Here is a 12266-nt window from a genome sequence, read left to right on the forward strand (position 1 = left end):
GCCAGGAATTGCCCGCCTTCGGTGCGGATATCTGAACGAATCCGGAACTGGACCATGCCTCCGCATGAGCATTGCGCTGACCGCATGGCTGAAACGCGCCCAAAGAAGAAAAACGCTCTTCCATTTAATATGCAGACATATTATTTTATGACGTACTTGACCCCGAATTGATCCAGCGCAAGGACGAAGAACCTGATTCGTCCTAGGCTGGAGCGATACCGGCGAGTCCCCACTTCGGGCCACTAGAGATTCTGGAGGATCTGGCATGTCAGCCGTGAGACAACTGCAAGAACCCGAAGCGTTCTTCGAAGATGACCAGCTTGGCATGCGGTTGATCGCATGCCGGACGTCATTCCTTGGCTTCCTGATGAAGCGACTGGGCGACCGGGCCGAAGCCGAAGACGTGCTGCAGGATTTCTGTGTTCGCGTGATGTCGCGGACCCAGCAGTTGCGCGAAGCGGAGCGCATGGATGCATGGCTTTATGCCGTGTTGCGGTCTGTCCTGAACGACCACTACCGCAAGAACGGTCGCAGACGCCGGCTGCAGGAGGCGGTCACACTGGAAATGGTGACGGCCGAGGATTGCGAGGACGCCCCCGACGAGGCGCAGCACATCTGTCATTGCGCGAGCGGCCTGTTGTCCAGCCTGCGTCCGGCGGATGCCGAGCTGATCCAGCGCATCGATCTTGACGGGGAAGACCGCAGCGCCGTCGCCGGTTCGCTGGATGTGCAACCGGGAACGCTGAATGTCCGCCTTCACCGCGCGCGCATCGCGTTGCGCGACCGGCTTCTCGATCACTGCGGATGTTGCTGCGAAGACGGTTTCCAGGACTGTTCCTGCCCGCCGCAGGGCTGTGAGTCCGCGGACAGCGAAAACCATTGCGGCGATCACGGGTAGAAAAAAGTTCGACCCGAAAGCTGTAATGTTTTCGCCCAGCCGACGTCCTCCCTTTGACGACAATGCAGGACGCATAGCGCAAAGAGAGCGAAAATGGGCGGAGAGCGACGGGGATGTTCCCAGCTGGTTGTCATCGAGACCGGGCCGGGAGACGACTTTCAAAGGTTGATCGACGCGCTGTTCTGCGCCTGCCTGCCCCATCTGGACACCCCCGAAAAGTCGCTGCGTCGTGACTTGTTTCGCATGGTCGACCTTGAAGGCATCGCGCTCGCGGAAGCCAGTGAGGCGCTCGGGATTTCGCATGCTCATGCGGTGGATCTGCAGGAACGGACACGGCGCGAGATCGCGGTCCTGCTGACCCTCGGGCTTGGCCCGCCCGGCGGCGCGACCCTCGAAAACGAACCGATGACGGGTTGCTGCTGTGCAACCCCACCCAAGAACCCGGTCTGGAGGACCTAGCCATGGCAAAGACCAAACTTGCGACATCCGAGAAGGCGAAAGCGGCTGCTGCCGCCAGCGCAAACCGGAACCTTTCGCCCAACGAATCTGACGCCGCCGACACACCTGCGGTTCGACCGATCACCGGACAGGCCCCGTACGCCCGCGACGTGATGGAGCGGTGGGTCCTGTTTCTCGACACCCTGCGGCAACGCGCGGACAACATGATCGAACATGAACGGCAGGGCATGCCGCCACTTCTCCACTTCAAGCACGAAACCATCCTTGACGCCCGCACGTTCGACACCCCGGCCAACTATGCCCTTCTGCGGATCACCGAGGTCGGGGACGATTGCTGGGAAGACTGCGTCGACGACTCCAAGCCGCCGGTGATCGTGATCGATCCTCGCGCGGGACACGGGCCGGGCATCGGCGGCTTCAAGCGTGACAGCGAAGTCGGCATGGCCATGCACGAGGGCCACCCGGTTTATTTCGTGATGTTCTACCCCGAACCCATGCCGGGCCAGACGCTGGCGGATGTGCATCACGCCCTGCGCCGCTTCGTGGAAGAGGTCGCCCGCCGCCATCCCGATCACCCGCCCGTGCTGTACGGCAATTGCCAGGCCGGCTGGGCGGCTACCCTGTTGGCGGCGGATTGTCATGGCCTGACCGGGCCGGTGGTTCTGAACGGATCGCCCCTGTCCTACTGGGCGGGCGACGCCGGCGACAACACGATGCGGATGCTGGGTGGTCTGTCTGGCGGCAACTGGATGGCGCACCTTGTGTCGGACCTCGGCGATGGCCGCATAGACGGTGCGTGGCTGGCGCAGAACTTCGAAAACCTGCAGCCCGAAAAGGCGATCTGGGAAAAATACGCCCACCTGTTCAGCCATGTGGATGACGAACGGGAGCGGTTTCTCGAATTCGAGCGCTGGTGGAACGGCTTCTATTTCCTCAGCCGCGAGGAGATCATGGCCATCACCGAGAACCTGTTCATCGGCAACAAGCTGGAAAGCGGCGAGATGCGGATTTGTGACGATTGCACCGCGGATCTGCGGCGCATCCACAATCCGCTGGTCGTGTTCGCCTCGCGCGGCGACAACATCACGCCGCCCGAACAGGCGCTGGGCTGGATCCCCCGCGTGTATGCCGACACGGCGGAACTGAAGGCGGCGGGACAGCGGATCGTGTACCTCATCAACCCGCATGTGGGGCACCTCGGCATCTTCGTATCCGCCTCGGTGGCGCAGCTGGAGCACCGGGCCATTCTCGAAAGCCTCGACGAGATCGAGGCGCTGCCGCCGGGCCTTTACGAGATGAAGATCGACAACCCGTCGGGAGACCGCGATTGCCACAAACCGGCCTTCACGGTGACGTTCGAACCGCGCGAGGTGTCCGATATCGCCACGGCGCGTCCGGTGGACACGCTTGCGAACGTCGCCGAGGTGTCGCGCATCAACGAGACGGCCTACGACACGTTCATGGGGCCGTGGATACGCGCCATGGCGACCCCGGCGGGTGCCGAAATGATGCAGGCGATGCACCCGATGCGATGGACGCGGCTGATGTTCTCGGAGCGGTACAATCCGTGGATGCGGTACGTCCGGTCAACGGCCGACACGATCCGCGAGACCCGGACGCCGCTTGCCGAAAACGATCCGGCGATCCTGGCCGAACGCGAGGCGCTGGACGCCATCGGGCGGTCCCTCGGGGCGGCACGCATTGGTCGCGACGAGGCGATAGCGGCGGTGTTCAAGGCCCTGTACGCGCCGGGTTTCGGTCTCTTGCCGACGCGCGGGGCCTGACCCGTGCGGTCAATTCTCAGCGGCTGGCTGGTCAATGCTCCAAGCGTGGCCCGCAGGGCCATGCACCCGACCGGGCGCAGCCCTTCCATCGACAGGGACATGGGCCATTGCGCTGACCGAACCAACGCGAAAGCCGGGACCGATGAACAGCGATAAAACCATGCCCGACGCGGTGATACTTGTTCTCAACGCGGGCTCGTCCAGCCTGAAATTCGCGGTGTTCGATGCAACCCGACCCGACAGCGCCATCTTGCGTGGCGCGGTGACGCGGATCGGGACGCCCGCTGCCGGCGTGACGTTGCGCATGGATGGCGAGACCAGCGCGCCGGTCCTCGACGGGCCCGTGCAGGATCATCACGATGCGCTTGTCCGGGTGCTGAAAACACTTTCGGATCAGGGTATCACGGACCGGATATCGGTGGTCGGCCACCGGGTCGCTCATGGTGGGCCGGACTGCGATTGCCCCCTTGCCGTCACGCCCGCGCTTCTCGAGCGGTTGCGTGACCTTGTGCCGCTAGCCCCCCTGCACCTGCCGGCGAATATCGCCGGGATCGAGGCCGTCTCCGCGCGCCGTCCCGACATCCCGCAGATCGCCTGCTTCGACACGGCGTTTCACAACCAAATGCCGGGCGTCGCGCAGATGACCGGGCTTCCGCTTGCGATGCAATCGCCGGAGCTGAGGCGCTACGGCTATCATGGCCTCAGCTACGAATACATCGTTGAGGCGCTGGGCCGGGACTGGGTCGATGTTGCGTCTGAACGCATCATCGTGGCGCACCTTGGCAACGGCGCCTCGCTCGCCGCCATCCGCAATGGACGGTCGATCGATACGACGATGGGATTTTCGACCATATCGGGCGTGCCGATGGGCACCCGGTCGGGCGATATCGATCCGGGCCTCTTGCTGCATTTGCAGACCGACCATGGCATGTCGGCAGAGGAACTGGGGGACCTTCTGGAAACCGGCGCGGGGCTTTTGGGCCTGTCGGGTGTCAGCCGCAACATGGCCGACCTGATCGACCATCACGACCCCGCGTCGGCCGATGCGATCCGGTATTTCTGCTACCACGTGCGCCGCCATCTCGTCGCGCTTACCGCGCCGCTGGAAGGCATCGATCGCCTCGTCTTTACCGGTGGGATCGGGACCAATGCAGCGCAGGTCAGGTCGCTGGTCTGCGCGGGCCTGGACTACCTGGGGCTGAAGCTGGATGCCGTCGCAAACGAGGACAACAGCCGGATCATTTCGGCACGGTCGTCCCGCGTGGTCGTCGAGGTGCGCGAGACGGACGAGGAATCCATGATCGCCGCCCACGTGTATCGGCTTTGCGGAACATGCGCCGACACGGTGAGGGAGGCTTCGTGATGACGAAAGGGGATTCACCAAGCAAACTGGGCGATCTCGTCGCGCTTGCCCGCGCGACCGGTCCGGTTCGCGTTGCCGTGGCGGATGCCGCGCAGGGCGTGCTTCTGGCCACCATGAAGCGTGCCATGGAAGAGGGCCTTGCCGAACCTCACCTGGTCGGTCCGCGTGTTGAAATCGAACCCTTGGCGCGGCAGGCTGGCCTTCTGCTCGACGGGGTCTGCGTGCACGACACCGGCCCTGACGCGGACGCCGCGCAGGAGGCCGTGCGGTTGATCCACGCCGGGGAGGCGGACGTGGTGATGAAGGGGAACCTGCACACCGACACGTTCATGCGGGTCCTGCTGAACGGTGACACCGGATTACGGGTGCCGGATCGCCGGGTCAGCCACCTGTTCCTTCTGGAAGTGCCCGGACACGACCGGTTGATCGGCGTGACCGATGCCGCGATCAACATCTCCCCGGACCTTTCTGCCAAGGCCCAGATTTGCCAGAACGCGGTCGACGTGTTCCACGCCATCGGCGTGCCCGAGCCTCGGGTGGCCGTTCTGTCCGCGGTCGAAACGGTCACGGAAACCATTGGCTCCACGCTGGATGCCGCGGGCCTTGCGCTGATGTCGCGGCGCGGGCAGATCACCGGCGCTGTCGTTGACGGCCCGCTGGCATTCGACAATGCGGTGTCGCCCCGCGCCGCAGCGGAAAAGGGGATCAGGTCGGACGTCGCCGGCCGGGCCGATATCCTGCTGGTCCCTGACCTTGTCAGCGGCAACATCCTTTCCAAGGCGCTGGAATACCTTGGCGGCGCGCAGGCCGCCGGCGTGGCCCTTGGGCTGGCCGCCCCGGTGGTCCTGACATCGCGCGCCGATACCGAGGAGGCGCGGCTTTACTCCCTCGCCCTTGCGGCGCTGTTGCGCCGCCCCGCCGGGCCCGCTCGGCTTGCCGAGGAACTGCACCGCTCGTTGCGCGCGGCCCCGGTGCCCGAGACGGCGTGCTGTCCGCTTCCACTGGGAAGTGCGAGCCGATGACACCGTCCGAGAACCGTTTCCCCGAGTGCTGCGATCCGCGCGAGATGCTTGATCTTTCGGGCCGGAAGGGGCTGGTGATCGGCATTGCGAACGAACACAGCCTTGCATGGCCGGCAGCGCTGCATTTCCGGCAGGCGGGGGCCGATCTTGCCATGACCTATGTCGGCGACCGCGCCCGGCCCCATGTCGCGCCCTTGGCCGACCGGATCGGGGCGTCGCTGTTCCTGCCCTGCGACGTGGGCCGCGACCGGGATCTGGACGCGGTGTTTGACGCCATCGCCAAGGAGTGGGGGCGGATCGACTTCGTCTTGCACGCGGTCGGAAAAGTCCGGCCCGAAGACCTGCGCGGCCGGTTGACCGACTGCTCGGCCGAGGGGTTCGCCGAGGCCATGACCGTGTCGGTCCATTCGCTGATCCGCATGGCACATCTGGCCGAACCGTTGATGACGGACGGCGGCAGCCTGATCACTCTCAGCTATCTCGGTGCCGAACGGGTCGTGGAACATTACAACGTGATGGGACCGGTCAAGGCGGCCCTGGAAGCAAGCGTGCGATATCTCGCGCACGAGCTGGGTCCGAAGGGCATTCGGGTCAACGCGATCTCCGCCGGTCCGGCGGCCACGCGCGCTGCGTCCGGACTGGTCGGGTCGGGTGATCTGCTGACGGCAAGCGCCCGCGTTGCGCCCCTGCGGCGCAACATCGACACCGACGAAGTCGGTCGGACCGCTCTTTTGCTGGCAAGCGATTACACCGCTGCCGTGACCGGTGAAGTGCTGCACGTCGATGCAGGTGTGCACATCGAATCTCCGGTCTCTGCGCTGTAAGCCATTTATTTCATGTGAAATTATTGATGGCCAGATTTCGGCCGGGGCCATGCCAATTCGATATCGGGTCCGGTTGTAATGTTTCCCGCGGACGAGCGTCTACTGGATATCGAATGACTTTCCGGCGGGCCGAAACGGCCTGCACCCCGAACGGAGGAACGGAACGTGACACTATTTTCCGATTGGCTGCGTGACATCGCCGGTGCCCGGTCGAGCCCGGCAGCCCCCACATCCCAGGACCGCAAGGCGTCGCCGGACGAGCATGCCTGTTGCGGCGGAAAACAAGCCGGGCGAACCGAGGATCGCAAGGCCGGTGACTGCTGCGGCGGTGGGTCAGCAAAGGCCGCTGACGGGCAACAGGAGACCACGTGTCAATGCAGCAAGGAGGGCACGTGATGTCCGGACAAGATGCACATGACGCGCCGGATACCGCCCATTCCGGCGGGACCCGCCGCGATTTCCTCTATTTTGCCACGGCGGGTGCCGGGGCGGTCACGACGGGCGCGGCCATCTGGCCGCTCATCAACTCGATGAACCCGTCCGCCGACGTCCTGAGCGCAAGCAAGATCGACGTGGACGTCTCCAGCCTGGAGACCGGCCAGCGGCTCACCGTCAAATGGCAGGGCAAACCGGTCTTCATATGGCGGCGCAGCCAATCCGACATCGAGGCCGCACGCGCGGTGTCGCTGGAAGATCTGGTCGACCCGGTCGACACCGCCAAGGAAGACCCGAACCACAAAAGCCCGGTTCCGGCGCTGGACGAAAACAGGGTTTTCGATCCGGACGGGGAATGGCTGGTGGTGATCGGCGTCTGTACGCATCTCGGTTGCGTGCCCCTGGGGCAGGACGGCGGGGCCATCGGTGATTTCGGTGGCTGGTTCTGCCCCTGCCACGGCTCGCATTACGACACGTCCGGGCGCATCCGCAAAGGCCCTGCGCCCCGCAATCTCGACATACCACCCTACACACTTGGCGAGGATCTGAGGCTGACGATCGGAGTCTGAAGTCGGCCAATCCCCGCAACCCAGAAAGGGACCAAGACAATGCAAGGAAAACAGACAGCAATCGCCATCGCGCACGACCAGCGGTCTTCGCTGATGCAGATCGGCCTGGTCTCAGGGCTTGCCGGCGGTCTGGCAGAGATCCTGTGGATCACGGCCTATTCCGCCGGCAGCAATACCAGCGCGGCCACGGTGGCGCGCGGTGTGTCCGAAGCCGTCGGGTTTGGCGGTGGCGCAAGCCCGGTCGCGCTGGGCATCATCATTCACCTGTTGCTCGCGGGCGCCCTTGGCGTGGCCGTCGTGGGGCTGATGCGGGCCCTGCCGCTGCGGGATCGCGGCTGGACGGTCGACCTCTTGCTGGCCGTGACGGCATTGAGCGGGGTCTGGGCCTTCAACTTCCTGATCCTGCTCCCCGTGCTCAGCCCGGAATTCGTGACGATCGTTCCGATGCCGGTCAGCTTCGTGTCGAAGCTGCTCTTCGGTCTCGCCGCCTTTGTCGCGTTCAAAGCGAGCGATGCTCGCACAACCATCAGCTCCCGGAGGTAACAATGTCCAAGGAGATCATTCTGATGCTGCACCCGGCTTTCGGGGTCCTCGGGATCCTCGCGTCGGTCTGGGTGTTCGCCGAGACACTGAACGTGTCGGCAACAAACACGATCCGGATCCGGGCAGCGGCCCTGCTTTCGGCCGGGTTCATCTGGCTGGCCTATATCATCGGCGGCTACTGGTATGTCGTGTTCTACGCGGCCGACAAGGCGCTGATCAAGGCCGGCCCCTGGCCGTTCGCGCACAGCCTCGTGATGGAATCGAAGGAGCACCTGTTCCTCAGCCTGCTTCTTGTCGCGACGCTTTTGCCGCTTGCCGCCTTCGCGAACCTGCAGGTCCGCAAATCGGCGCGCCAGCTGGTTTACTGGTCGGCCCTGACCGTGATCGGCCTCGGCCTCGTGATGGAAGGGTCCGGTGCCATCATCGGTCTCGGCGCCAAGGTGGCCCTGCTGGCTCAGCAAGCCGGTTAATCGAGGAAAGGAAACAAGCCATGGCACATACTGCACACAGCTCGTCATCGGGCGCCGGTCTGTCATCGGGAACCGTGACGACGGCTGATCGCCTTGCCCCGGCCTTCGCCATGTCGGCAGGGATCACCAGTGTTCTGAGCGCGCTTCTGGTCGTGCTCAAGGAAACCAACGAGGACACGATCCTCGCATGGATGAAGGCGGCGACCGGGCACCACTGGGTCACGCACGGGATCATCGACCTGATCCTTTTCGTGGTCATCGCGATGCTGGCCGCCCGTTACGTCGACAACCTGGAAGACCGGCCCGGTCTGACGATCGGTACCCTGATCGGCGGCGTTGCCGTCGGCGGCCTGATCATCGTGGGATTCTTCGGGTTGTGATCTGCATCCGGCGCTGTCCCGGTTCGAACCGGGGCGGCGCGTGCCGGATCAGACAGGAAAGGAAAGCAAATGCATGCCAAGGATATCATGACGACCGACGTCATCACGGTCGGGAACGATGCGACCATTGACGAGGCGGTCGCGCTGATGCTGGAGCACCACGTCAGCGCCCTGCCTGTGGTCGGGGCGGACGGGAAACTCGTCGGGCTGATCAGCGAAGGCGACCTGATGCGCCGCCTGCGGGGCAAGGATGCCCCGCGCCGCAGCTGGTGGCTGGAGCTGTTCTCGGCTCCTGAAGACAGCACGGACGACTTCGTCAAGACGCGCAGCCGCCACGTGTCGGACGTGATGACCCGCGATGTCGTCTCCGTCGCCGAAACCACCCCGGTCAGCGAGGTCGCGCGCACCTTGGAAGCCAAGCGGATCAAGCGGGTCCCGGTGGTGCGCGATGGCAAGGTCGTCGGGATCGTGTCGCGCGGTAACCTGCTGCACGCGCTTGCACAGATCGACGCCAAGGCCCTGCCGCGCCTGACGGCAACGGACGAGGAATTGCGGAAAGCGGTGCTCGCCGCGTTGCGGGAAGTGCCGGGTTCCGCGGTCAACCTGATCAACGTCACGGTGGATGACGGACGCGTGACCATCCGGGGCGTGGCGGACAGCGATTTCGTCGAAAACGGCGTTCGGGTCGCTGCCGAAAACGTACCGGGCGTGCAAGGCGTCGACGTGCACCTGGGGCGGTTGCCGTCCTGGGGATACGGAATTTGACGGGTATGGCGACGGGACGGGAGCGCCCGTGATGAAGCCGCATGCCGGCCGTCCCGTCGCCGGTCCGGGACCGGATCGGACAGGCCGGTTTGCGGAGGGTTCCGCGGTCTGACTGATCCGGCATCGCGCGAACCCGGATAGACAAGGATCGGATCGGAAGATGTCTGTTAATGATCAACCAAGCAAGGCGGATGGATTTGGCCTTGTGCTGTCGGGAGGAGGCGCGCGCGGGTTCGCGCATGTCGGCGCGCTGCTGGCGCTTGAACACATGGGCCTTCGCCCTGCCGCGATCGTGGGCGTTTCGATGGGCGCGGTGGTCGGCGCGACCTATGCCCTGAACCCTGACTGGTATGCCGCCCTTGTCGACATGGACATTTCCGGGTTCCCCGCGGTCCCCGATTTCTCGGTCACCGGGGTGACCAGGCGCCTGCAAAGCCTCTACCAGGCCGAGAAATTCGTATCGAGCAGCTGGTACGGCTGGGGTATCGGGGAGGCTACGTATGATTGGGGTATTGGCGTTCTCAAGCGGCTCACTCTGGAGAAAGCACTGGAAGACGGCAGAATCCCCGTTTGCATCACGGCGACGGATCTTGCCGATGGCAAACGGGTGGCGTTCTGCGAAGGCCTCGCATGGGAGCGGGTCTATGCCAGTTCCGCGCTCGCAGGCATTCTGCCCCCGGCGAAGATCGACAGGCATCTCCTTGTGGACGGGGGATATTCCGATATCGCGCCGATCGGGCTGGCGCGTCGGCTGGTGAACGGCCCGGTGATCGCGATCGACGCGTCGCGCAACCTTCACGGGGCGCTTCCGACGAACGGCATGCAGGCGATGCTGCGCGGGCTGGAGATCTGCCAGAACGAACACGCCACCTTGCGGTTCTCGCAGGCAGACCTGGTCCTGCAGCCACGTCTCGACCCGCCGCTCGGCACCCTGGAATTCGCCGCCAAACGCCGCGCGGTCGCTGCCGGAGCGCGCATGGTGCACCGGGAAAAAGACGTCCTGCGTCGGTTGATTTCTGACGGGACGTCTTCGGGCAGCCACAAGGGCAGCCATAAGACCTGAACCTGAAAGCAGCAGGAGACGAAGATGACCCACACCAGTTATCTTGATCATCTCGAAAGCCGTCTGAAGGAAATCGAACGCGCGCTCGCGCGGGAGAACAAGACGCTGGAACACGGGGACATCCCCGACAAGGTCGAGGCCCTGGAATCGTTGACGAAGCTGGAACAGCGCCGCCGCCGCCTGGAAGAGCGGCTGGAGACGGCGCGTGAAAAGCATTCCGAAACATGGTCCGAGGCGCATGCCGGGTTCCGCGAAGAGCTTGATGGCATCGAGGACACCATCGAAAAACTCATCCTGGGGTAACGACCATGTTCAGAATTCTTCCAGAAAGCCGGGGCAATGTCCTTGGCGTCGAGGCGATGGGCGAACTGACCCACGAGGACTATGCGAATGTCCTTCTTCCGAAACTGGCCGAGCTTTTCGAGGCTGAAGGCAAGGTGAACCTGCTTTGCCATCTCGGCCCGGAGTTTACCGGATGGGACTTGCAGGCGGCATGGGACGATACGCTGATCGGTATCGAGCACAGAGGTGACTTCGAAAGGTTGGCGGTCGTGGGAGGCCCGAACTGGATCAGGGCGCTGTTCCGGTTCAGCGCAGTCCTGATGACAGGCGAGGTTCGTGTTTTCGACGAAGGCGAACTGGATCAGGCATGGGACTGGGTGAAAGGCGGCTGGGCTTGATCGTCGGGTCTGGGCCGGCTGTTGCGCAGGACCGGTTTTGTGGGAGAGCCCTGATGCTTGCGCCACCGCGCATGTTGCCGTCTTCCGGCGATCACGTTCGCCGGGCCGAAATCACAAAACGGCGCGGATATTGGTGTTGCCGAAAATCCTGCCCATATTCGGAACATGGAATCGAGATTCGACCGGTTGCTTGATTGGCTTGGATCGCGGATGGCCGTCAGGCTGGCCACCCCGACTTATGGCTATGAGCCCTGTTCGACTTCAGATTTCGAGGCGCTGAGGAAGGCGCTGGAGCCCGGCGACGTTTTGCTGGTCGAGGGGAACCAGCGCATCTCTGGCGCGATCAAGTACCTGACGCAATCAACATGGTCGCATGCGGCGATGTTCGTTGGTGACCGGCTGCGCGACGACGATCCAGAGGCCGACGCGTTCAGCCTGGTCGAGGTCAATCTTCGCGAAGGTTGCGTGGCGGTGCCTCTCGACAAGTATGCCTCTTTCAACACAAGAATTTGCCGTCCGGTCGGATTGAACGGGGAGGAACGTCGCAAGATCGTTGATTTCATGATCGACAACATCGGCCTGAAATACGATCTGCGGAACATTCTTGACCTCTTGCGATACTACGTGCCGCAACCGCCGGTCCCTGTCCGGTGGCGCAGGCGTATGATTGCGCTTGGATCCGGGGCGCCGACCCGCGCCATATGCTCTTCGCTGATCGCGCAGGCGTTCCAGTCGGTGCGGTATCCGATCCTGCCCGATGTCACGATGATACGGGAACGTAACGGATCGCAATATGCCTGCCGCGAAGTCCTGCACATCCGGCATCATTCGCTGTTCGCGCCGCGCGATTTCGACCTGTCCCCCTATTTCGAGATCGTGAAACCGACGATCGCGGCTGGGTTCGATTTTCGAAGTCTCGAATGGCACGAGGGCGAACAGGACGACGCGACGCTCACGACACGTCCGGAACCGGCACGGCTGTCCTGACCCGTCAGGGAGGCGGGGATGCAG

At 63.9% G+C, this 12266-nt stretch carries 15 protein-coding genes; all 15 read left to right on the plus strand.

All coding sequences use genetic code 11. The annotated features are described in order from the left end of the window. Window positions 1-265: 265 nt before the first annotated feature. The 15 genes from ATO11_RS04005 to ATO11_RS04075 all read left to right on the plus strand — a co-directional run bounded on the left by ATO11_RS04005 (window position 266) and on the right by ATO11_RS04075 (window position 12242). Window positions 266-898 (plus strand): RNA polymerase sigma factor, encoded by a 633-nt coding sequence (locus ATO11_RS04005; RefSeq protein ID WP_242601349.1) that lies wholly within the window; start codon window positions 266-268, stop codon window positions 896-898. Window positions 899-1063: 165 nt separating this feature from the next. Then, a complete protein-coding gene (locus ATO11_RS04010) occupies window positions 1064-1357 on the plus strand; it encodes a hypothetical protein (RefSeq protein ID WP_050529553.1) in 294 nt (97 codons plus the stop codon). A gap of 2 nt (window positions 1358-1359) precedes the next feature. After that, window positions 1360-3141, plus strand: coding sequence for a DUF3141 domain-containing protein (locus tag ATO11_RS04015; protein ID WP_082176140.1), 1782 nt, complete (start codon window positions 1360-1362; stop codon window positions 3139-3141). Window positions 3142-3283: 142 nt separating this feature from the next. Further along, on the plus strand, window positions 3284-4504 hold the full coding sequence (locus ATO11_RS04020; protein WP_207382937.1) for an acetate/propionate family kinase: 1221 nt from the start codon (window positions 3284-3286) through the stop codon (window positions 4502-4504). Continuing rightward, window positions 4504-5526, plus strand: coding sequence for a bifunctional enoyl-CoA hydratase/phosphate acetyltransferase (locus ATO11_RS04025; protein ID WP_050529554.1), 1023 nt, complete (start codon window positions 4504-4506; stop codon window positions 5524-5526). The genes ATO11_RS04020 and ATO11_RS04025 overlap by 1 nt, the downstream gene beginning before the upstream one ends. Then, window positions 5523-6350 (plus strand): enoyl-ACP reductase FabI, encoded by an 828-nt coding sequence (fabI, locus tag ATO11_RS04030; RefSeq protein ID WP_242601350.1) that lies wholly within the window; start codon window positions 5523-5525, stop codon window positions 6348-6350. The genes ATO11_RS04025 and fabI overlap by 4 nt, the downstream gene beginning before the upstream one ends. Before the next feature lie 395 nt (window positions 6351-6745). After that, window positions 6746-7354 (plus strand): ubiquinol-cytochrome c reductase iron-sulfur subunit, encoded by a 609-nt coding sequence (petA, locus tag ATO11_RS04035; RefSeq protein WP_050529555.1) that lies wholly within the window; start codon window positions 6746-6748, stop codon window positions 7352-7354. A gap of 39 nt (window positions 7355-7393) precedes the next feature. Further along, window positions 7394-7897 carry a hypothetical protein gene (locus ATO11_RS04040; RefSeq protein WP_050529556.1) on the plus strand — a complete coding sequence of 168 codons (504 nt, stop codon included), beginning with the start codon at window positions 7394-7396 and terminating at the stop codon, window positions 7895-7897. Between the two features lie 2 nt (window positions 7898-7899). Next, window positions 7900-8367: a hypothetical protein gene (locus ATO11_RS04045; protein ID WP_050529557.1), complete on the plus strand. Its 468-nt coding sequence runs from the start codon at window positions 7900-7902 to the stop codon at window positions 8365-8367. Window positions 8368-8387: 20 nt separating this feature from the next. Then, window positions 8388-8747 carry a hypothetical protein gene (locus ATO11_RS04050; RefSeq protein ID WP_134643059.1) on the plus strand — a complete coding sequence of 120 codons (360 nt, stop codon included), beginning with the start codon at window positions 8388-8390 and terminating at the stop codon, window positions 8745-8747. 87 nt (window positions 8748-8834) lie between these two features. Continuing rightward, entirely contained in the window at window positions 8835-9512 is a 678-nt protein-coding gene (locus ATO11_RS04055; RefSeq protein ID WP_242601351.1) for a CBS domain-containing protein, read from the plus strand. Window positions 9513-9672: 160 nt separating this feature from the next. Continuing rightward, window positions 9673-10575 (plus strand): patatin-like phospholipase family protein, encoded by a 903-nt coding sequence (locus ATO11_RS04060; protein WP_082176141.1) that lies wholly within the window; start codon window positions 9673-9675, stop codon window positions 10573-10575. A gap of 24 nt (window positions 10576-10599) precedes the next feature. Further along, complete coding sequence (locus ATO11_RS04065) at window positions 10600-10878, plus strand: hypothetical protein (RefSeq protein WP_050529561.1); 279 nt, start codon at window positions 10600-10602, stop codon at window positions 10876-10878. Between the two features lie 5 nt (window positions 10879-10883). Next, window positions 10884-11255 carry a SpoIIAA family protein gene (locus ATO11_RS04070; RefSeq protein ID WP_082176142.1) on the plus strand — a complete coding sequence of 124 codons (372 nt, stop codon included), beginning with the start codon at window positions 10884-10886 and terminating at the stop codon, window positions 11253-11255. Window positions 11256-11312: 57 nt separating this feature from the next. Further along, a complete protein-coding gene (locus ATO11_RS04075) occupies window positions 11313-12242 on the plus strand; it encodes a YiiX/YebB-like N1pC/P60 family cysteine hydrolase (protein WP_242601352.1) in 930 nt (309 codons plus the stop codon). Window positions 12243-12266 lie beyond the last annotated feature (24 nt).

Origin of the sequence: Pseudaestuariivita atlantica (assembly GCF_001205715.1) — a bacterium.
GTDB lineage: Bacteria > Pseudomonadota > Alphaproteobacteria > Rhodobacterales > Rhodobacteraceae > Pseudaestuariivita > Pseudaestuariivita atlantica.